Here is a 23,278-nt window from a genome sequence, read left to right as displayed (position 1 = left end):
GCGACAGGCAGGATCGAAAGGGCACGAAAGTGCGGGCAGCACACTCAGGAACTCCGGGCGGCGCGGTCGCGGCCCGCCGCTGGTTGGCGGCATGTCTCATCGCCCTGGCGGGTGCCGTCACGGTGCTGGCGCCGGGCGCGGCGCGGGCGCAGGGCGTGCTGGACCTGCGCGACGCCGACCTGCGCAGCTTTGTCGAGATCGTGTCCGAGGCGACCGGCCGCAACTACGTGATCGACCCCGGCGTGCGCGGCACCGTGACCGTTCTGGCACCGGAAAACGTCTCTCCCGCCGCGCTCTACGAGATCTTTCTCAACGTGCTCGAGGTCAACCGCCTGACCATCGTCCAAGGCGTGGATGCCGACCGCATCGTGCCGCTGACCTCGGCGCGCGAACTGTCGCCCGGCGCGGCCGGGTCCGGCCTCTATGAAACCCGCGTGATCCGCCTGCGCCACGTCACCGTGGCCGAGGTGGTGGACGTGGTCCGCCCCCTGCTGCCGGCCGAGGCGGTGATCTCGACCGTGCCCGAGGCGCGGCTGATCATCCTGTCGGACCGGGTCGGCAACCACCGCCGCATCCAGGGCCTGATCGCCGAGCTGGACCAGCCCCGCGCCGACCCGATCGAGATGATCCGCATGCGCAACGCCGACGCCCGCGAGGTGTTGCAGATCATCCAGTCGATGAACATCGTGCCGCAGGGCGCCTCGATCAGCGTCGATGCGCGCTCGAACGCGCTGCTGGTGATGGGGCCCGAAACCCTGCGCGAACAGGTGCGCGCCCTGTCCGGCCGGCTGGACGCGCAGCAGAACAGCCAGCAGAGCCGCGTGATGCAGGTGAACTACGCCCAGGCGGCGCAGCTGGCCGACGTGGTGCTGCGCAGCTTCCAGTCCGGCGACCCGGCCGCCAGCCAGATCCGCATCGTGCCCGAGCCGGGCACCAACTCGCTGCTGATCTCGGCCCCGGCCGACCTGATCGGCGACATCGTCGCCATGGTGCAGCACCTCGACCGCCGCCCGACCCAGGTGCTGGTCGAGGCGGTGATCTTCGAGATGTCGGTCGACGGCTTTTCCGACCTCTCGGTGCAGTTCGGCGCGGTGCTGAACGACGCCATCATCGGCGGCGTGCAGTTCGCGCTGGAGGGGCGGCCCAGCCTGACCAGCCTGGTGTCCACGGTGCTGAACGGCGACACGCCGAACCCCGGCAACGGCGGCGTGATCGGCGCCCGGCGCGGCGACGAGACCACCGGCATCGCCGGGTTGCTGACCGCCATCGCCCAGACCCGCAGCACGCGGCTGCTGTCGACCCCGTCGATCCTGACCCTGAACGGCCAGGAGGCCGAGATCGTGGTGGCGCAGAACGTGCCCTTCGTCACCGGCCAGTTCACCCAGGTCGGGCAGGGCGCGATCGAGGAGCCGTTCCAGACGATCGAACGCCAGGACGTCGGCCTGACGCTGAACGTCACACCGCAGATCAACGCGGACGGCACCGTGCGCATGGTGATCAAGCAGGAGGTGTCGAACCTGACCAACGCCACCTCCTCGGCCGGCGGCGAGATCACCGCCAAGCGCGCGCTGTCAACCACCGTGCTGGTGCGTGACGGCAACGTGATCATGCTGGGCGGGCTCCTGGAAAACGGCTTCGGCTCGAACTCCCAGGCGGTGCCGGGGCTGTCCAAGCTGCCGCTGGTCGGCGGGCTGTTCCGCGGCAAGTCCGGCTCGCGCAACCAGCGCGTGCTGCTGGTGCTGCTGCGGCCACGGATCGTCAGTTCGGACCACGAGGCGACGCAGCTGACCCGCGAACTGGCGCGCGAGGCCAAGCGCGCGAGCCTCGCGATCCAGCCCGAGGACAGTACGCGCTTTCCGCAGACCCCGCTGGGCGCGCTGCCCTTCGACGGGGCGGACCTGAACCAGCCCTTCGACGCCGGTTTCATCGACCGCGCGGCCGAGACGATGAACTACCCGCCGCTGCCCAGCCGGCTGAAGTTCTCCGGCCAGTAAGGACGCTCGCCACGGGCGCGGGGAAGGGCTTTGCAAAGCCCTTCGAACGCGCTTCGAAGCGCGTTCCCCCGCTCAGGCCGTCTGTCGGTCCCCGGCCGCCAGCCGCGCGCGCAGCGCTTCCGGCACCAGCCGCGCCGCGCTGATCCGCGGCATCGCCAGTTCGGCGACCGCGGTTTCCTGCCCGTACAGCGCCAGGTACTCGGCGAAGTTGTCAAAGCTCGTGCGCGCAACGTAGTCGACATAGGTCTCCGCCGCCGCGCCGTTGGCCTGGATCACGTCGTGCGCCTCGGTCTCGACGTGGTAGTAGGTCAGGCTGTCACCCAGGCACCGCCAGTCGATCCGCTGCACGGAGGTGCCGTTGACCAGCGCGCCGGCGTTGATCACCATCCCGTCCAGCACCATGCCGTGATCGGCGGTCACCATCAGGTCGCAGGCCGGAACGCCGTCGCCGAAGGCGCCGGCCCGGATGCGGACTGGGTCCAGCCGTTCGGCCGGCCGGAACCTCGGACTGACCGTTGTGCGGCCGATCCATTTCACTGCCACGCTGCGGCCGTCCGCCGTGGTCACCGGATCGCCGATGGCCAGGTCCTCGACCCGCCGTTCCCCCTCCGGGCCGGCAATCAGGGTGCCCGCGGCAAAGCACGGCACGATGCTGTCGGGGATGGGGTCGAGACCGATGATCATGTGTTCCGGACCACCGCCAGGCAGAAAATCCGGACTTTCCATGGTGAACTCGACGTCAAGGCGCCCCGGGGTGTCGGTGCCCATGAAAGAGGGTTTGGTCTGTTGAGGGTTTGTGGGAACGCTCATGGCTCTGTTCCTTTATTAAATGGTAATGAAGTCGGGGGCCGAGCAGCAGCGGCGCGTCCGCCGCCGCTGTCCGTCACGGTGGCGTGCGGGCAGGTGGTTCGGCGTACCAGACAAGGCCGTCGCCGTGCAGCCGTCGACCGCGCGTCAGGGGTGGCGATCCGCGCCGTCTCCGGATGGCCCGGACCCGACTCTCGCATGCGTCTGTCCGTCTGCGGCATTGCCTGTATCTGCCTGTTTTTTTACCATGGAGTCAGTCCGGACCGACACTGTCAAGCGACCCCTGCAACCAGAGGTATATCGACGGACCAGTGGTGCGCCGCAGCGGTGCAAAGCCTGCGGAAAGGGCGTTGCGGCCAGCGCCCGGTTGAGGGCACAAATGGCAGGCGCCCCCGTGGCGCGCGCCGATGAAAGACCCGGATGCCCCAGGACCCCTTGCTGCCGACCCCGACAGCGCCGCCGGCGCGGCTGCCCTATGCCTTTGCCCGTGATCACGGCGTGGCGCTGGACGGTGCCGCCGTGGTCGCCGGACCCACGGCCACCCCCACCGGCCTGCGCGAGGCGCAGCGCCGTGTCGGCCTGGCCGCGCCCCTGCACAGCATCGACGCGGCGGCATTCGAGGCGGTGCTGGCGCGGCTCTACCACAAGGGCGGCGAAGAGGCCGACAGCCCGGGCCTGACCTTCGAGATCCGCGAGGACGGCATCGTCAGCCGCGGCCGCGACCTTTTGGAGGACGCCGCCGAGGCGCCGGTGATCCAGCTGGTCAACCAGCTCTTGCGGCAGGCGGTGCTGGACGGCGCGTCCGACCTGCACGTCGAGCCGCACGAGGGCGGGCTGCGCGTGCGGATGCGCATCGACGGCTTTCTCCAGACTGTGCTGGACCGCGCCGACGTGCCGGTGAAACGCGTCGTCTCACGGCTCAAGGTCATGGCGGGGCTGGATATTTCCGAAACCCGCCTGCCGCAGGACGGACGCATCCCGCTGCGGCTGGGCGGGCGGATGATCGACACGCGGGTCAGCTCGCTGCCGGGCAACTACGGCGAACGCATCGTGCTGCGCATCCTCGACCGCGCGGCGGGACTGATGCCGCTGGATGCGCTGGGCCTCGACGGCGCGCAGATCGCCCTGCTGGAGCGGCTCGCCGCCACGCCCAACGGCATCATCCTCGCCACCGGGCCGACCGGCGCGGGCAAGACGACCACGCTCTATTCCCTGCTGAAACTGGCGGATCGCGAGGAACGCAACATCGTCACCGTCGAGGACCCGATCGAATACGACCTGACCGGCATCAGCCAGACCCAGATCAACGCCGAGATCGGCATGACCTTTGCCGCCGGGCTGCGCGCCACCCTGCGGCAGGACCCCGACGTCATCCTGGTGGGCGAAATCCGCGATGGCGAAACCGCCAGCGTCGCCGCCCAGGCCGCACTGACCGGGCACCTGGTGTTCTCCTCGCTGCATGCCAACAGCTCGGTCGGCGCGGTGATCCGGCTGCGCGACCTCGGGCTGGAAAACTTCCTGATCTCCGCCACCCTGCGCGGGGTCATCGCGCAGCGCCTGCTGCGGCGGCTCTGCCCGGACTGCCGCAGCGCGCAGTCCCCGACCCCGGCCCAGGCGCGCCACTTCGACCGGGCGCAGCTGCCGCTGCCGACCGCGCTGCAGGAACCCGCGGGTTGCCCGTCCTGCAACGGCAGCGGCTACGCCGGGCGGCTGGGCATCTTCGAGATTCTCGAGATCGACGAGGATCTGCGCGAGGCGATCACCTATGGCGCCGGCGAAGGCGCGCTGTGGCAGAGCGCGCTGGCGCCGGGGGACCGGCTGATGGGGCAGGCCTTGCGCGCCGTCGCGGCGGGCCGCACCAGCCTGGCCGAGGCGCTGCGCGTCGTCGGGGACGGCGCGTGAGGGCCTTCGGCTACGTCGCCTTCACCGCCGAGGGGCGGCGCCGCGCGGGCACCGTGGTGGCCGAAACCGAAAGCCACGCCTCCGAGCAGCTGAAGAAACAGGGCCTCTACGTCTCGGAACTGACCGAGCGCGGACAGGCGCGCGGTCCGCGCGCGCCGGGGCTGGGCCGGGCGCGGTTGTCGCGTGACCTTCAGGCGGTGTTCACCCGGCAGATGGCCGTGCTGCTGGGGGCCGAAATGGCGGTGGATGCCGCGCTGGGCACGCTGCGCAGCGCCGGCAGCACCGCGGCGCTGGACCTGGTGGTCGCCCGCGCGCAGGCGGCGCTGCTGGAGGGGGACAGCCTGGCCACCGCGCTCGAGCAGTCCGGCGCGGGCTTTCCGCGCTACTACCTCGCCGCCGTGCAGGCGGGCGAACGCGCGGGCGAGCTGTCGGCCGTCTTCGAAACCCTGGCCGAGCACCTGGAAACGGCGCGCAGCGACCGCGCGCAGCTGGGCTCGGCCCTGGTCTACCCGGCCTTCGTGGCGGTGGTGTCGGTGCTGGTGGCGGGTCTGCTGTTCACCACCGTCGCGCCGGAAATCGTGTCGCTGTTCGAAACCTCCGGCCGCCCGCTGCCGGCGCTGACGCAGGTCATGCTGGGGGCGGCGCGCTGGATACAGGGACACCTGCCCTTGCTGGGGGCTGTGGCGCTGGCGCTGGTGGCGCTGGGCGTGGCCAGCGGGCGGGTCGCGCCGCTGCGCGAGGCGCGAGACGGGCTGTTGCTGCGGTTGCCGGTGGTCGGCGGGCTGATCCGGGCGGGCGCGGCGGTGCAATACCTGCGCACCCTCGCGCTGGTGCTGGAGTCGCGGCACACCGTGCCCATCGCTGTCGACAGCGCCGCCTCCGTGCTGACCATCCGCCGTTTCCGCACCGAGGCCGAGGCCGTCGCCGTCGCCATCCGCGAGGGTGAAACGCTGTCCACCGCGCTCTCGGCGCTCAGCTTCGTGCCGCCGGTGGCGCGGCAACTGATCGGCGCGGGCGAGGTCTCCGCCCGGGTGGCGCGGATGACCGGGCGGGCGGCGGCGCTGGTGGAAAACGGCCTGTCGACCCAGCGCAAGCGTCTGGCGGCGCTGCTGGAACCGGCGCTGATGATGCTGGTGGGCGGCATGGTGCTGGTGATCGTGCTGTCCGTCCTGCTGCCGATCTTCGACCTGCAGACGCTGGTCGCGCCCTGAGCGGCCCCTCCGCCGAAAAGGCGGGCATCCCTGCGACAGGGCCCGGCGATTGTGTCGCAGGAAAGCCGCACATGCCCGCCGACATGGCCGTTTTGCGGCGATGCCCGCGCAGCGTGCTTTCGCCACGTCAACACCGCCGCTACGCATGGTGCAGGAACGGGCCGGCACAGCGGGGCCCGTGGCGCAGCATTTGCCGCGCCACGCAACCCGCGGCGGCAATGGGACGAGGGGACTGCACATGTCGGCGATTCATCGGGTACTTGGGTTTGCGCTGGTCTGTCTGATGTCGGCCCTGCCGCCGGCCGGGGTTCAGGCGCAATCGTCGGCGCCCAGCTTCGCCAAGGCCTTTGCGCCCACCACGATCGGCCCGGGCAGCGTCTCGACCCTGACCTTCACGATAGGCAACTCCGCGGCAAGCGCCGTGCAAAACCTTGCCTTCACGGACACCTTGCCGGCCGGGATGACGATCGCCGACGGCACCGCCGCGACGAACTGCACCGATGGCGTGCTGGTCGCACCCACCTCCGGCGGCACCATCACCTTTTCCGGGGCCCGGCTGGCCGCCGGCCAGACCTGCACCGTTACCGTCGACGTCACGGCCTCGGCCCCGGGCCCCTATGCCAACACCAGCGGCGACCTGACCTCGAGCGCCGGCAACTCCGGCCCCGCGACCGCGAACCTGACCGTCAATACCAACACCCCCGGCTTCAGCAAGAGCTTCGCGCCCTCCTCGATCCCCCTCGGGGGCACCTCGACCCTGACCTTGACCATCGACAATTCCGCCAACTCCGGTTTGGTCTCCAGCCTCGGGTTCACCGACACGCTGCCGGCCGGCCTCGTCGTGGCGACCCCCGCGAACACCAGCACGACCTGTACCGGCACCCTGACAACCGCCGCGGGCAGCAGCAGCATCGCCCTGTCGTCCGCTTTCCTGATGGCGGGCACCAGTTGTCAGGTTTCCGTCGATGTGGCGGGCAGCACGCTGGGCGCGCATGCGAACTCGGTCGATCTGTCCGGTGTCCCCTCGGGCAGCTTTTCCTTCGTGCCCATGGGCAAGGCCACCGATACGCTCACCGTCACCGGCGCCCCGGCGGGCACCTTGCAGATCACCAAGGATTTCACCGACGATCCGGTCGGCCCCGGTGGCACCACCACGCTGCAATTCTCGATCACCAACCTCGACCGGTCCAACCCCGCGACCGCGGTGGCCTTTGACGACGTGCTGACCTCCATGCTCCCGGGCCTGTCCGCCTCGTCCGCCGCGCCGGCCAGCGATCCCTGCGGCGCCGGTTCGGCGCTGGCGCTCGGCGGCACCGTCAGCCTGAGCGGCGGGACGCTCGCAGGCGGAGAGACCTGTACCTTCAGCGTGACGGTCGACGTGCCCGCGACCGCGCCGGCCAGCACCTACACCAACACGACCTCGGCCGTGACCGGCACCATCGACGGCAATGCCGTGACCGGCAACATGGCCTCGAACAAACTGACCGTCCTGGCCGCCAGCCCGCTGACCTTCACCAAGGAATTCGTGCCCGACAGCGTTGTCGCCGGCGGTGACGTGGTCGTGCGCTACACGATCGCGAACCCCAACACCGGCGCCGGAACCGACGCGACCGCCATCGCCTTCAACGATGTCATGTCCGACACCAGCGGGGCATTCCCTGCGCCGGCCTTTGACAACGGGTTCCTGCCGACGCCCGTCAGTGCGGTCATTCCGCCCGGTGGATCGGCCTGTGGGGGATCCGTCTTCTTCAGCGACGGGCTGTTCCTGACCGGCGGCACGCTGGCCCCCGGCGCCAACTGTACCTTTGACGTGACCCTGACGATTCCCGTCGGGCTGGCGGGCGGCACCTATACCGACAGGACCGATGTCCTGACCGCCTCCGTCCTGTCGACCACCGTGACCTCGGCCCCGGCGGCGGACGATCTGACCGTGTCGGGCGGCGTCAGCCTGTCCTTTGCCAAATCCTTCTCGGCGCCGGCCGCCCCCGGCGACACGGTCGACCTGACCTTTGTCATCTCCAATCCGCCGGAATCCCTGGCGGTGACCGACATCGCCTTCACCGATGACCTGGCGGCCACCCTGGCCGGGCTGAGCGCCGGGGCCCCCAGCGTCAACACCTGCGGCGGCTCGATGACCGGAACGTCGCTGCTGTCCTACTCCGGCGGCACGCTGGCGGCGGACGCCAGCTGTGCGATCACCGTGCCCGTCACCGTTCCGGTCAGCGCGGCCAGCGGGACCTTCACCAACACCACGTCGAACCTGACGGCGACCGGGGCAAGCCTGAGCCTGACCTTCCCGCCGGCCAGCGCCGACCTGACCGTCGCCGGCCTGACGTTCACCAAGTCCTTCGCCCCCAGTTCGGTGATCGCCGGGCTGACGACGACGCTGACCTACACCATCCGCAACACCCATCCGACGGACGACGCCACGATCACCTTCTTCCGCGACAACCTGGCCGACATCCTCCCCGGCGCGCCGGATGTCACCCTGTCATCGGGCGGGGCCGACACCTGCGGCGGGGTGTTTCTCTCCACCTCGCCCGGAGCGACCTTGATGGACTATTCCGGCGGCGGCGTCCTGGCGGGTCAGACCTGCACCATCGCCATCGGCGTGCTGGTGCCGGTCGGGGCGCCCGACGGGAGTTTCCGCAGTGCCACGGGCAACCTGTCCGCCGACCAGAACGGCGCGGTGACCATCGACCCGGCCGTCGCCTCGCTGACCGTGGACAGCGTGCAGTTGGGGCTGGCCAAGAGCTTCGCCGACGATTCGGTCGCGCCGGGTGACACCGTGACGCTGGAATTCACCCTGACCAACCTGTCCGCCACCGAGCCGGCCGGCGCCATCGCGTTCGGCGACGATCTCGGCGCGATGCTGCCCGGGGCGACCATGGCCAGCGCGGATTTCGCCGCTTGCGGCGGCACCGTGGCGGGGCAGGGGAGCAACCAGATCACCTTTACCGGCGGATCCCTGGCCGCGTCCGCCGATTGTACCATCGCGGTGGATGTCGCCATCCCCGGCGGGGCCGCGGCCGGGCTCTACACCAACACCACCTCCGCCGTGACCGGCGACATGGCCGGGGTTTCGGTCACCGGCGACCCGGCCAGCGACGACCTGCTCGTGACCACCGTCGGCACCCTGTTCTCCAAGTCCTTCGCCGGCCCCTCCGCCGCCGGACAGACCGCAACCCTGACCTTCACCATCACCAACCCGAACGCGACCCCCGTCACCGGCCTCGGCTTTACCGACGACCTCGACGCCATGCTCGGCGGCGCGGTGGCCGCCAGCCTGCCGTCCAGCCCCTGCGGCGCGGGGTCCTCGATCACCGGGACCAGCGTGCTGACCTTCTCGGGCGGCGAAGTGGCGGGCGCCGGCGGCACCTGCTCCTTTGACGTCGACGTGACCGTGCCGGCCAGCGCGGCAGCAGGCAGCTATCCCAACGAAACATCGGCGCTGACCTCCTCGGGCGTGTTCTCGGCCCGGAAGGCAACCGCCTCCCTGCAAGTCGAACCGCCGCCGAGCTTTTCCAAGACCTTCGCCCCCGCGACCATCGCCGTGGGCCAGCAAAGCACCCTGACCTTCACCATCGACAACAGCGCCTCGGTCCTGGCCACCTCGGCGCTGGACTTCACCGACAACCTGCCCTCCGGGATGCAGGTCGCCGCCACGCCCGGCGCCGCGACCACCTGCACGGGCGGCACCCTGACCGCCGTCGCGGGCAGCGGCACCGTCGCCTACACGGGCGGCAGCCTGGCCGCCGGGGCAACCTGTACCGTCGCGGTCGACGTGATCGCCACCGCGACCGGCACGCATGTCAACACCACCGGCGACCTGACCTCGTCGACCGGCAATTCCGGCACCGCGACCGACACGCTGCGGGCCGATCCGCTGCCGCTGTTCTCCAAGGCCTTTGCCGCACCGGTCATCTCGCTGGGCACCTCGACCACGCTGATCTTCACCATCGACAACAGCGGCGCGGTGCTCGACGCCCTCGCGCTGGACCTGTCCGACACGTTCCCCGCCGGGCTTCAGGTCGCCTCTGTCCCCAACGTCTCGACAACCTGCACCGGCGGCACGATCACCGCCGTGGCCGGGGATACCGACGTCGCCTATTCCGGTGGCAGCGTGGCCGGCGGGGCGACCTGTACCCTGTCGGTCGACGTGACCCCCTCTGCGGTGGGCGCGCTGAACAACCTCAGCAACGCCCTAACCTCCTCTCTGGGCAACTCCGGCACCGCCGCGGCCACGCTGACCGTCATCACCCCGGAAATCGGCGTCTCGGGCGACATCGGCGGCGCGGTGGCGGCGGGCGGCACCCTGCCGCAGGGCAATCAGCCGGCGACCTTCCAGCAGACCCTGACCCTGACCGTGACCAACACCGGCACCGAAACGCTGACGCTGGTGGACCCGGTCGTCTCCAACCTGGTCAACGTCACCGTGGACAACACGCCCAGCCTGCTGGCGCTGTCGGTGACCCCCGGCAACAGCACCACGGTCGAGGTGCAGTACACCGCCACTTCGGCGGGGGCCTTCTCCTTTGACCTGTCGATCGGCAACAACGACGTTGATGAGGCACCCTATGACATCACCGTCAGCGGCACCGGCGTGGACGTGACGGCGCCCGCCGGCTACACGGTCAGCTTCGACCAGGACCCGGTGAACGCCGCCGGCCAGACCGCCGTCAGCTTTACCTTCGCCGGGGCAGAGATCGGCGCGCGCTACGATTACCAGATCGGCTCCAGCGGCGGCGGCCCGCGCGTCAACGGCACCGGCACGATCGCCACCGCCACGGACCAGATCACCGGGATCGACGTGTCGGGGCTGGCCGACGGGACACTGACCCTGACCGCCACGCTGACCGATGCGGCGCTGAACACCGGCCTCGATGCCACCGACACGGCCGCCAAGGACACGGTTGCGCCCGCAGGCTACACCGTCGCCTACGACCAGGACCCGATCAACATCGCCAACCTGGCCAGCAGCACCTTTACCGTGACCGGGGCCGAGGTCGGCACGACGCTGGAATATTCGCTCAGCAGCAACGGCGTCACCTTCAGCGGCTTCAGCGAACCCGTCACCACCGCCACCCAGACGGTCGGCGCACCGCTGCCGCTGGGCGGTCTCAGCGACGGCCCCGTGACCCTGCGCGTCACCCTGACCGATGCCGCCGGCAACACCGGGACCGAGGTCAGCGACATCGCCACCAAGGACCTCGTCGCGCCCAGCCTGGCTTTTGACGCGCCCCTCGCCGGTGACGACGTGGTCAACGCCGCCGAAGCCTCCGCCGTGACGATTTCGGGCACCTCGACCGATCTGCCGGACGGGTCCACCGTCACGGTTGTCGTGTCGGACGGCGCGGCCGGGTCCGTCATCCTGACGCCCAGCGTCACCGGCGGCGTCTTCAGCGTTTCGGCCGACCTGTCCGGCCTCGCGGACGGGGCTTTGACCCTCACGGCAGATGCCACCGACCCGGCGGGCAACCCCGCGCCGCAGGCCAGTGCAACGGCGACCAAGGACACCGTCGCGCCCGCAGGCTACACCGTCGCCTACGACCAGGATCCGATCAACATCGCCAACCTGGCCAGCGCGACCTTTACCGTGACCGGGGCCGAGGTCGGCACGCTGCTCGAATATTCGCTCAGCAGCAACGGCGTCACCTTCAGCGGCTTCAGCGAACCCGTCACCACCGCCACCCAGCCGGTCGGCGCACCGCTGCCGCTGGGCGGTCTCAGCGACGGCCCCGTGACCCTGCGCGTCACCCTGACCGATGCCGCCGGCAACACCGGGACCGAGGTCAGCGACATCGCCACCAAGGACCTCGTCGCGCCCAGCCTGGCTTTTGACGCGCCCCTCGCCGGTGACGACGTGGTCAACGCCGCCGAAGCCTCCGCCGTGACGATTTCGGGCACCTCGACCGATCTGCCGGACGGGTCCACCGTCACGGTTGTCGTGTCGGACGGCGCGGCCGGGTCCGTCATCCTGACGCCCAGCGTCACCGGCGGCGTCTTCAGCGTTTCGGCCGACCTGTCCGGCCTCGCGGACGGGGCTTTGACCCTCACGGCAGATGCCACCGACCCGGCGGGCAACCCCGCGCCGCAGGCCAGTGCAACGGCGACCAAGGACACGGTTGCGCCCTCCGGCTACACCGTCGCCTTCGACCAGGACCCGGTGAATGCCGCCAACCAGACGGCCATGAGCATCAGCTTTGCCGGGGCCGAGGTCGGCACGGGTTTCGCCTACACCATCACCTCGGATGGCGGCGGCACCCCCGTCACCGGGACCGGCACCATCGCCACCGGCACCGACACCGTCAGCGGGCTGGATCTCTCCGGCCTGGGTGACGGCACCCTGACCGTGACCGCCGCGCTCACCGATGCGGCGGGCAACACCGGGGCGGATGCCAGCGACACCGCGACCAAGGACGCCACCGCGCCCGGCGCGGGCTTTGACACTCCGATCGCCGGTGACGGCACCGTGAACGCGGCCGAAGCCCCGGCTGTCACCGTTTCCGGCACCGCCAGCGGCGTGCTCGACGGGGCCATCGTGACCGTCGCCGCCAGCGACGGCGCCCTCAGCGTCTCCGGCCCCGCCACGGTCACCGCCGGCGCCTGGAGCCTGACGCTGGACCTCACGGCGCTGGCCGAGGGTCCGCTGTCCCTGACGGCCGATGTGGCCGACGCGGCGGGCAACCCCGCGCCGCAGGCCACCGCCTCGGCGGCCAAGGACACCGTCGCCCCGACCCTGGCCATCGACACGCCCATCGCCGGTGACGACATCGTCAACGCCGCCGAAGCGCCCGCCGTCACCCTCACCGGCACCGCCACCGGCCTGACCGACGGCGCGACGGTCAATGTCAACGTCTGGCACAACGCCGGCGCAAGCGTCGTGATCAACAGCACCACCGTCACCGGCGGCGTCTGGAGCGTCACGTCGAACCTCTCGGCCGTCGTAGACGGGCCGATCACCGTCATCGCCAATGCCAGCGACGCCGCCGGCAACCCCGCCACCCCGGCCACCGCCCTCGCCGCCAAGGAGGGCACCGCGCCCTCCGGCTATGCCGCGAGTTTCGACCAGGACCCGGTCAACAGCGGCAACCAGACGGCGGCCAGCTTTACCTTTGCCGGGGCCGAAGTGGGCACCACCTATGCCTTCACCGTCACCTCGGACGGCGGCGGCACCCCCGTCACCGGCAGCGGCACCATCGCCACGCCGACCGACCAGGTGACGGGTCTTGACCTGTCCGGCCTGACGGACGGCACCCTGACCCTGACCGTGGCCCTGACCGACGCGGCCGGGAACACCGGCGCGGATGCCATCGACACCGCGGCCAAGGACACACTTGCGCCCGCCGGCTATGCCGTGTCCTTCGACCAGGACCCGGTGAACCTCGCCAACGTCACGGCGGTCAGCTTCACCTTCGCCGGGGCGGAACCGGGCGCGAGCTATGCCTTCACCGTCACCTCGGACGGCGGCGGCACCCCCGTCACCGGCACCGGCACCCTCGCCACGGCGACCGACCAGGTCACCGGGCTGGACCTCAGTGGCCTGTCGGACGGCACCCTGACCCTGACCGTCGCCCTGACCGACCCCGCCGGCAACACCGGCGCGGACGTGACGGACACCACGACCAAGGACGCCACCGCGCCCGCCGGCTACACCGCATCCCTTGACCAGGACCCGGTGAACGCAGGCAACGTGGCAGCCGTCAGCTTTACCTTTGCCGGGGCGGAACCGGGCACCAGCTACGCCTTTGCCATAACCTCGGACGCTGGCGGCACGCCCGTCACCGGCACAGGCACCATCGTCACGCCGACCGATCAGCTCACCGGGCTGGACCTCAGCGGCCTGACCGATGGCACCCTGACCCTGACCGTGGCCCTGACCGATCCCGCCGGCAACACCGGCGCGGATGCGACCGACACGGCGACCCTCGACGCCACCCTGCCGACCGTAACATTTGACACGCCGATCGCCGGGGATGACCTGGTCAACGCCGCCGAGGCACCGGCGGCCACACTCTCCGGCACCTCGACCGACCTGCCCGACGGCACCCCCGTCACGGTGGTCGTCAGTGACGGCGCGGCGGGATCGGTGACGCTGACGCCCAGCGTGACGGGCGGTCTCTGGACCGTCTCGGCCAACCTCTCCGCCCTCGCGGACGGGCCGCTGAGCCTCACCGCGGATGCCTCCGACCCCGCCGGCAACGCGGCGGTGCAGGCCACTGCCTCGGCTGTCAAGGACACCGTCGCTCCCACGGGCTATGCCGCGACCCTCGACCAGGACCCGGTCAACAGCCTCACCCAGGCGGCGGCCAGTTTCACCTTTGCAGGCGCGGAACCGGGCGCAAGCTATGCCTTCACCGTCACCTCGGACGGCGGCGGCACCCCCGTCACCGGCACCGGCACCCTGGCCAGCGCCACCGATACCGTCTCCGGGCTGGACCTGTCGGGCCTGTCGGACGGCACACTGACCCTGACCGTGGCGCTGACCGATCCCGCCGGCAACACCGGCGCGGATGCCACCGACACGGCGGCCAAGGACGCGCTCGCGCCCACGGCCACCCTCACCGGGCCGCTCACCGCGCAATCGGGCGCCTTCACCGTTGGCCTCACCTTCTCCGAGCCGGTCATCGGGCTGAACCTGGCCTCGGTCGACATCGACAATGGCAGCGCCTCGGCGCTGACCGGCAGCGGCGCGGTCTACAGCTTTACCGTCACGCCCGACCATGACGGCCCGATCGAGATCACGCTGCTGGCCGGGGCCGCGGCGGACGCGGCGGGCAACCTCTCGGCCGCGGCGGGCCCGCTGCTGGCCGTCGCCCACCTGACCGGCGTGCCCAATCCCGTCCCGCTGCCCGACGCGGACGGCGACGGCATCCCCGACGACCTGGAAAGCGCCTTTGCCGACCGCGACGGCGACGGCATCCCGGATGCCTCGGACTTTGACCCCCAGGGCTACTTCTACTGCGAGGATGACGGCCGGATCATCCCGGGCGGGTCGTTCTCGGTCAGCGGTCCGCTGGGCACGAACTCCTCGCTCGGCATCGCCAACGGGATCAACATCACCCACGACGGCTCGACCGGCGAAATGCAGTGGTTCGCGCTGGTGCCCGGCACCTTCACCATGGCGATCACCTACCCGACCTCCGTCGGCCTGCCCAGCACGGCGCGGCTGCCCTCGGGCACCCTCGACATGACCACCTTGCTGCCGGCAAACCCGGCCTTCCTCGGCTCGTCCGAATTTGGCGCCAGCGGCTTCCTCGCGGATGCCTCGCTGGCGGCGAACCCGGTGTTCTACACCAGCTTCACCATCGAACCGGGCGACCCCTTCGTGTTGTCGAACAACATCCCGATGACGCAATGCGCCACCAATGCCGTCAACCTCACCGCCTCCACCGACGGGGCCGAGGCCAACGGCGGCGTGCCGACCGACGTGACCTTCACCGTCACGCAGGACCGGGTATCGACGCAGGACACGGTTGTCAGCCTCGCGCTGACCGGCTCCGCCACGGCGGGCGCCGACTACACCGCGCCCGCGGCCACCGTGACGATCCCGGCGGGGGCCACCTCGGCCACCGTCACCCTCCCGGTGCTGGAGGACGTCCTGGTCGAAGGCCCGGAAACCGTGACCGCCACCCTGACCGCCATCGCCTCGGGGGACCTGTCCACCGAGCTGGGCACCACCCTCAGCGCCTCGGCGACGATCACCGACGACGACTTCGCCGTCATCGCGGTGACCAACGTCGACCTCGTCACCAGCGAGGGCGGCGGCGACGACGCCAGCATGAGTTTTGTCCTGCTGGGCGGACCCTCCGCGCCGGTCACGCTGAACTTTGCCGGCGACAGCCAGTGCAGCGTGTCGCCCGCCTCGATGACCTTCACCACGGCGAATTTCGGTACGCCGCAGACGCTGACGATCCGCGCCAAGGACGATGACAAGGTCGAAGGCACGCATACCTGCCAGCCCACCGTGACGGTCGCCTCGGCCGACCTCAGCTACGATGGCTACCCGCTGACGCTGGCCACGGTGACGGTGACGGACGACCTCGTCGACCAGATCCGCGAACCGCTGACCCAGATCCTCGAAGAGGACCTCAAGGACACGATCGACACCCAGCAGCGCAACTTCTCGCGCATGGCCAAGGGCGCGCTGGCGCGGCTGCAAGAGGGGCAGGACCTGCCCTGCGGCACGCTGTCGGCCTTCGACGTGGACGGCAGCCTGGAAATCAAGGACGCCACCGGCACCGCCGCGGGCACCTTTGGCCGCGACACCTACAACTGCGCGACCGACACCCGGGAAATCGTCGACGGCAGCTTCACGCTGAACAAGACCGAGGATACCGGCCTCCAGGCCCTGCTGCAATTCGCCTTCCAGCGGGAAAAGTTCATCTCGGACAGCGAGATTGCCGGTTACTTCGTCGGCGGCTACTTCAGCCGCACCGACGTCAGCGGGCTGGGCGACGGCGATATCACCGGCTTTGGCGTCAACGGCGGGTTCTATGGCGCGCGCGGCATCTCCGACGGTCTGTTCCTCGACTACTACCTCGCCGGTGCGGCGGGCAGGCACCGCTTCGACATCGACTTTGCCGCCGCGGCCGCCCCGATCAACGCGCGCGGCAGCTATGGCTACCTCGCCGGTTTTGCCGGGGTGGGGATCTCGGGCCAGCACGCCTTCGACAGCTTCGTGATGAAGCCGCGGGTGGCGCTGGACCTGGCCTATGCGCTGGCGGGCGACGCCGACGTGACCGCGCGCCAGCTGGGCCTGACCCACACCGGGGTGATCAAGCTGGACGATTTCAGCGGCATGCGCGCCACGGCCGAGATCACCTTTGAAAGCCTCGCGGCCCCCGGCGGGTCCGAGGCGCTGGCGACGCGGATGCGCACCGCCATCACCCCGCGCCTGACCTGCACGCTGAATTCCTACGACAGCGACGCGGAATGCGGCGTCGGCCTGACGCTGGCCTGGGAAAAGACCAACAGCGCCAGCGGCCTTACTTTCGGCTTCGAGATCGACGCCGAGCGGATCGAGGACGACAGCAGCCTGACCTTCAACATCAAGCGCGAACGCCCGATCCTGAACGGCGCCGGCGCGGTGGTGACCCGGCTGTCGATGCCGCAGGCGCAGACCTGGCAGGTGGAACACGGGGTGCAGGTCGACTTCTGACCGCGCTTCCCCGCGACTGAAAACCACAAAGGCCCGGTCATGCGACCGGGCCTTTTGCGTCAAGGGCGCATCACCAGCGCCGCCGCTCAGTTCTCGAAACAGGTCGCCCGGCCGTCCTGCGCGATCAGCGCCGCGCCGTCCTGGATCATCCGCGCCCGCCGGTCCACCGCCGCTGAGGGGCGGCTCGCGTTGCGGTCCTTGGGGTCGGGCAGCACGGCGGCCAGCAGCGCCGCCTGCCGCGCCGACAGCTTGTCCGGGGCGACGCCGAAATAGTGCCGCGCGGCCGCATCCACGCCGAACACGCCCTCGTCGAACTCGGCCAAGTTGAGATAGACCTCCAGGATGCGCCGCTTGGACCACAGCGCCTCGACCAGCGGTGTCATCACCGCCTCCAGCGCCTTTCGGACATAGCTGCGCGCCTGCCAGAAATAGACGTTCTTGACCACCTGCTGGCTGATCGTGCTGCCGCCGCGCTGCGCCCCGTCCTCGATGGCGGCGCGGATCGCGTCCATGTCGAATCCCCAGTGGGTGCAGAAATTCGCATCCTCCGCCGCCACCGCCGACCGCAGCATCACCGGCGCGATCGCGTCGACCGCGACCCAGCGCCGCTCGACCGCGCCCAGCCGGCGCTGCTCGGACCAGATGGTGTGGGTGATCGGCGGGTTGATCACGCGGAACAGCGCCACCACCGCCACCATCAGCACCACCGCCCCCAGCGCCAGCCGCAACAGCCAGCGCCGCAGCACGGCCAGCGGGCGCAGCCGGACCCCCGCCTTGCCCCCGGGTTTGCTCCCGCCCTTGCCTGCCGCTTTTTTCGCTCTGCTCGCCATGGCGGGTTTTTACACCGGCCCCGTCGGGAAACCCACGCCAAATCGCATCGCCCGCCCCCGCGCCGGGCCGCTTGACGCCGATCATGGCGCGGCACCCGCAACCGGCCCAGATTGGCCAGGCCAACCGAAAGGAGCGAGTCGATGGAGGTCAACCGCCTTCCCCATTACGACATGAGCGTGAACACCACCGGCTGCTGCCCCCGGTTCAACCCCCAGGGGTGGGATGGCCAGCAGCTGCGGTTCAGGGACAAACCCTTTGTGCGCGCCGACACCATGGCGCTGATGCATCTGCCGGTGAACATGGGCCGGGTGTTTTCCCGCGTGCTGACCCACATGCAGGCGGCCGGCACCTTCGACACCGACAACTACATCGTGCTCAGCCGCGACACCTCGCCCTGGCACGCGCAACACCTCTTTGCCGCCGCCAGCCCGGTCCCCGACGAGGCGATGACAACGCTGTCCGGCGACTTCGTGACCAAGGTCTTCGAAGGCCCCTACCGCGACGTGCGCAAATGGCACGCGGCGATGCAGGAGGCCGTCCGTGCCAAGGGCCGCCAGCCGGGCGATGTCTGGTTCTTCTACACCACCTGTCCGAAATGCGCCAAGGCCTACGGCAAGAACCACGTCGTCGGCGTGGCCGAGATGACCTGATCGCCCCGCACCCATGAAAAAGGCCCGGTCGCAAGACCGGGCCCCCTTCGACGATGTGGCAGGCTATTCGGCCGGAACGGCCATGTCGCCCTCGATGCCCAGCGGATGCGGAATCTTGTTCAGCATCTCCTTCGGGCAGATCTGGACAAAATTGTCCTTCTCGATGTCCCAGTTCAGCAGGATGTCCTGCGCCTTGCGGCTGCCGGTCTCCTCGGCGTGACGCTCGATCAGGCCTTTCAACTGGTCTTCCCAGGCGGTCACGGCGACCGGGCAGGTGACGATGCTCTCCATGTTCATCATGTCGCGCGCCTTGCCCTCCGGGTCGTGGATGTAGGCCATGCCCCCGGTCATCCCGGCGCCAAAGTTCGCGCCGATGCTGCCCAGGATCACCGCCACGCCGCCGGTCATGTATTCACAACCGTTCGATCCGCAGCCCTCGACCACCACCTTTGCGCCCGAGTTGCGCACGGCAAACCGTTCGCCCGCACGGCCGGCGGCAAACAGGTGGCCGTCGGTGGCACCGTACAGCACGGTGTTGCCGATGATGGTGTTGTCCGACGCCTTCAGCGGTGACACCAGCGGCGGCCGTACCACGATCAGACCCCCCGACAGGCCCTTGCCGACATAGTCGTTGGCATCGCCCGACACCTCCAGCTTCAGCCCCGGCGCGGCGAAGGCACCCAGCGACTGGCCGGCGCTGCCGGTCAGCTTGACGTGCAGGTGGTTCGGTTGCAGCGCGTTGCGCATGCCGAACTTCTGCACGATGTGGCTGGACACCCGCGTGCCCACGGTGCGGTGCGTGTTCATCACCGCGTAGGACAGCTGCATCTTTTCGCCGTCCTTGAGGAAGCGGGCGGCGTCGCGCACGATTTCCGCGTCCAGCGTGTCGGGCACCTCGTTGCGCGGCTTGTCGCGGTCATAGGTGATCTCGTCCGAGCCATCGACACGGATCAGCAGCGGGTTCAGGTCCAGGTCGTCCAGGTGCTCGGCGCCGCGGCTGACCTGGTGCAACAGGTCGGCGCGGCCGATCACCTCGCCCAGCGACCGCGCGCCGATCTCGGCCAGGATCTCGCGGACCTCCTGCGCGTAGAAGGTGATCAGGTTCACCACCTTGTCGGCGTTGCCGGTGAACTTCTTGCGCAGGCTTTCGTCCTGGGTGCAGACGCCCACCGGGCAGGTGTTGGACTGGCACTGGCGGACCATTATGCAGCCCATGGCGATCAAAGCGGCGGTGCCGATGCCGAATTCCTCGGCGCCCAGCATCGCGGCCATGACGATGTCACGCCCGGTGCGCAGCCCGCCGTCGGTGCGCAGCGTGACCCGGTCGCGGAGGTTGTTCATCGCCAGCACCTGGTGCGCCTCGGTCAGGCCCATTTCCCAGGGCAGGCCGGCATACTTGATCGAGGTCGCAGGCGACGCGCCCGTGCCGCCGTTGTGCCCCGAGATCAGGATCACGTCGGCCTTGGCCTTGGCCACGCCCGCCGCGATGGTGCCGACGCCGCTGGAGGCGACCAGTTTCACCGTCACCTTGGCGCGCGGGTTGATCTGCTTGAGGTCGTAGATCAGCTGCGCCAGGTCCTCGATGGAATAGATATCGTGGTGCGGCGGCGGGCTGATCAGCGTCACGCCCTCGGTGGAATGCCGCAGCCGGGCGATCAGTTTCGTGACCTTCATGCCGGGCAGCTGGCCACCCTCGCCGGGCTTGGCACCCTGCGCGACCTTGATTTCCAGCTCCTCGCAGTGGTTCAGGTACTCGGCAGTCACGCCAAAGCGCCCCGAGGCCACCTGCTTGATCTTGGCAGACGGGTTGTCGCCGTTCGGTTCGGGCACGAAATGCGCCGGATCCTCGCCCCCCTCGCCGCTGTCGGACTTCGCGCCGATGCGGTTCATGGCGACGTTCAGCGTCTTGTGCGCCTCGGGCGACAGCGCCCCCAGCGACATCCCCGGCGTGACAAAGCGCTTGCGGATCGAGGTGATCGATTCGACCTCCTCGATCGGCACCGGCTTGCCCATCGGCTTGACCGCCAGCAGGTCGCGCAGGTGGATCGGCGGGTTGGCCTGCATCGCGCGGCTGTACTGCTTCCACATCTCGTAAGAGGCGCGGTCGCAGGCGGACTGCATCAGGTGCATGGTCTGCGCGCCCCAGGCGTGCGTCTCACCCGACTTGCGCGCCTTGTAGAATCCGCCGATGGGCAGCACGTCGCGCCCCATCTTGAAGCCCAGCGCATGGACTTCCTCGGCCTTCTTCTGGATGCCGCTGACGCCGATGCCCGAGATGCGCGAGATCATGCCGGGGAAGTATTCCGCGCACATCGCGCGGCTCAGGCCCACGGCCTCGAAGTTCAGCCCGCCGCGATAGGACGAGATGACCGAGATGCCCATCTTGGACATGATCTTGAGCAGGCCCTGGTCGATCGCCTCGCGGTAGCGGTTCACCGCCTCGGTCAGCGTCATGTCCAGCAGGCCGCGCTTGATCCGGTCGGCCAGCGAATCGACCGCGAGGTAGGCGTTGACCACCGTGGCACCCGCGCCGATCAGCACGGCAAAGTAATGCGGGTCGATGCATTCCGCCGACCGCACGTTGAGCGAACAGAAGGTCCGCAGCCCCTTGCGCGTCAGGTGCGAATGCACCGCGCTGGTGGCCAGGATCATCGGCATCGCCACCCTGTCCGGCCCGCACTGCTGGTCCGTCAGGATCAGGTGCCCGGCGCCGGACCGCACCGCATCCTCGGCCTCGGCGCGGATGCGGGCCAGCCCGTCACGCAGCGCGCCCGGCCCGCCGGAGAAGGTGCAGTCGATCTCGGTGCAGGGGGCGTTGAAATGGTCCTTCAGCGCGGCGAACTGCGCGTTGCCCAGGAACGGGCTGTCGACCACCAGGATCTCGGTCTGGCTGCTGTCCTCGTCCAGCACGTTCTTGAGGTTGCCGAACCGGGTCTTCAGGCTCATCACCCGGAATTCGCGCAGGCTGTCGATCGGCGGGTTCGTCACCTGGCTGAAGTTCTGGCGGAAGTAGTGCGACAGCGGCCGGTACTTCTTGGACAGCACCGCGCTGGGGGTGTCATCCCCCATCGAGGCCAGCGCCTCCTTGGCGTCCTCGGCCATCGGCGCCAGCACCTGCTCCAGCTCTTCCATGGTGTAGCCGGCCGCGATCTGGCGCTGGCGCAGCTCCGCGCCCTCGAACAGCGGCTTTTCACCGATGGCCGACAGCGGCGCGTCCAGTTCGGTGATCTTGCCGACCCAGTCGCCAAAGGGCTGCGCCGCGGCGAGGCGGTTCTTGATCGCCACGTCGTGGTAGAGCTTGCCCTCCTTCATGTCGACGGCGATCATCTGGCCCGGCCCCAGCGCGCCCTTTTCGCGCGCCGTCGCCTCGTCCGTCGGCACCATGCCGATCTCGGACCCGGCGATCAGCAGCCCGTCGCCGGTCACGACATAGCGCATCGGCCGCAGCCCGTTGCGGTCCAGCCCGCCGCAGACCCAGCGGCCGTCGGTCATGGCCAGGGCGGCAGGGCCATCCCAGGGCTCCATCACCGAGTTGCAGTAGGAATACATGTCGCGCCAGGCTTCGGGCAGTTCGACCGCCTGCTTGGACCACGACTCGGGCACCAGCATCGTCTTGGCCATCGGCGCGTTGCGCCCGGCCCGCACCAGCACCTCGAACACCGCGTCCAGCGCGGCCGAGTCCGACGACCCGTTCGGCACGATCGGCTTGATGTCCTCGGCCATGTCGCCAAAGGCGCCGCTGGCCATCCGGATCTCGTGGCTTTTCATCCAGTTGATGTTGCCCTTCAGCGTGTTGATCTCGCCGTTGTGGGCCAGCATGCGGAACGGCTGCGCCAGCCACCACTGCGGAAAGGTGTTGGTGGAATAGCGCTGGTGATAGATCGCGAATGCGCTGGTAAAGCGCTCGTCCAGCAGGTCGGGGTAGAACTCGGCCACCTGCTCGGCCAGCATCATGCCCTTGTAGATGATCGACCGGCACGACAGCGACGCCATGTACAGCTCGTTGATCCCGGCCGCCACCGCCGCCTTTTCGATCCGCCGCCGGATGACGTAAAGCTCGCGTTCAAAGGTTTCCTCGTCCACGCCCTTGGCGTTCGAGAGGATGATCTGCTCGATCTCCGGGCGCGTCGCGTTGGCCTTTTCGCCCAGCACCTCGACGTTCACCGGAACGTGGCGCCAGCCGTAGATGTAGTAGCCCATGCGCAGCACTTCGGTCTCGACGATGGTCCGGCAGGTCTCCTGCGCGCCAAAGTCGGTGCGCGGCAGGAACACCTGGCCCACCGCCATCAGCTCGTCGCGGCGCGGCGTGTGGCCGGTGCGGCCGATCTGGTCATAGAAGAACGGGGCAGGGATCTGTACATGGATGCCCGCGCCGTCGCCGGTCTTGCCGTCGGCATCCACCGCGCCGCGGTGCCAGACCGCCTTGAGCGCGGTGATCCCGGCCTCCACCACCTGGCGCGACGGCTTGCCGTCGAGGCTGACCACAAGGCCGACACCGCAGGAGGAATGTTCCTCGCCCTCGTGGTACAGGCCGTTCTCGGCCATCCACTTGCGCTTGGCTTCCTCGCGGGCCACCCAGTCTGCGTCGTATTTGGTCATGGCTTTAGCCCTCCGTTCATGACCCGCACCACGGGTCGTCTGTCTCTGTGCCGGCCCGCCGTCGTCCAGCGCGCCGAATTGTTCCACGCTGTCCGCCCGCGTCAGCGGGCAGCGCGTTTGCAT

General features: G+C 69.6%; 8 protein-coding genes. 5 read left to right on the top strand and 3 right to left on the bottom strand.

Features of this window, described 5'->3' with window-relative positions; translation table 11 throughout:
- Positions 1 to 83: 83 nt before the first annotated feature.
- Positions 84 to 1,994, top strand: a complete 1,911-nt coding sequence (locus tag MAA8898_RS11085) for a secretin GspD/PilQ domain-containing protein (RefSeq protein ID WP_094021077.1) — start codon at positions 84 to 86, stop codon at positions 1,992 to 1,994.
- A gap of 72 nt (positions 1,995 to 2,066) precedes the next feature.
- On the opposite strand, the gene MAA8898_RS11080 is transcribed toward MAA8898_RS11085, so the two are convergent.
- Positions 2,067 to 2,762, bottom strand: a complete 696-nt coding sequence (locus MAA8898_RS11080) for a Hint domain-containing protein (protein ID WP_176445130.1) — start codon at positions 2,760 to 2,762, stop codon at positions 2,067 to 2,069.
- A 459-nt stretch (positions 2,763 to 3,221) separates the two neighbouring features.
- Between MAA8898_RS11080 and MAA8898_RS11075 the strand changes: the two genes are divergently transcribed.
- The 3 genes from MAA8898_RS11075 to MAA8898_RS27075 all read left to right on the top strand — a co-directional run bounded on the left by MAA8898_RS11075 (position 3,222) and on the right by MAA8898_RS27075 (position 17,075).
- Positions 3,222 to 4,703 (top strand): GspE/PulE family protein, encoded by a 1,482-nt coding sequence (locus MAA8898_RS11075; RefSeq protein WP_094021075.1) that lies wholly within the window; start codon positions 3,222 to 3,224, stop codon positions 4,701 to 4,703.
- Positions 4,700 to 5,914 (top strand): type II secretion system F family protein, encoded by a 1,215-nt coding sequence (locus MAA8898_RS11070; RefSeq protein WP_245853363.1) that lies wholly within the window; start codon positions 4,700 to 4,702, stop codon positions 5,912 to 5,914. The genes MAA8898_RS11075 and MAA8898_RS11070 overlap by 4 nt, the downstream gene beginning before the upstream one ends.
- A 238-nt stretch (positions 5,915 to 6,152) precedes the next feature.
- The gene (locus MAA8898_RS27075; protein WP_176445129.1) at positions 6,153 to 17,075 is read left to right on the top strand and encodes a DUF7933 domain-containing protein; all 10,923 of its coding nucleotides are present in this window, start codon (positions 6,153 to 6,155) and stop codon (positions 17,073 to 17,075) included.
- 86 nt (positions 17,076 to 17,161) lie between these two features.
- Here MAA8898_RS27075 and mtgA read toward each other — a convergent pair whose 3' ends face one another.
- Complete coding sequence (gene mtgA / locus MAA8898_RS11060; protein ID WP_094021073.1) at positions 17,162 to 17,905, bottom strand: monofunctional biosynthetic peptidoglycan transglycosylase; 744 nt, start codon at positions 17,903 to 17,905, stop codon at positions 17,162 to 17,164.
- Positions 17,906 to 18,046: 141 nt separating this feature from the next.
- On the opposite strand from mtgA, the gene MAA8898_RS11055 reads away from it, so the two are divergent.
- Positions 18,047 to 18,556, top strand: coding sequence for a hydrolase (locus MAA8898_RS11055; protein ID WP_094021072.1), 510 nt, complete (start codon positions 18,047 to 18,049; stop codon positions 18,554 to 18,556).
- Positions 18,557 to 18,619: 63 nt separating this feature from the next.
- On the opposite strand, the gene gltB is transcribed toward MAA8898_RS11055, so the two are convergent.
- A complete protein-coding gene (gene gltB, locus MAA8898_RS11050) occupies positions 18,620 to 23,155 on the bottom strand; it encodes a glutamate synthase large subunit (protein WP_094021071.1) in 4,536 nt (1,511 codons plus the stop codon).
- Between the last annotated feature and the right edge of the window lie 123 nt (positions 23,156 to 23,278).

Source organism: Antarctobacter aquimaris (assembly GCF_900184945.1).
In the GTDB taxonomy this organism is placed as follows: Bacteria; Pseudomonadota; Alphaproteobacteria; order Rhodobacterales; family Rhodobacteraceae; genus Maliponia; species Maliponia aquimaris.
The sequence above is the reverse complement of the archived record's forward strand: the minus strand, read 5'-3'. Positions and strand labels throughout refer to the sequence as shown.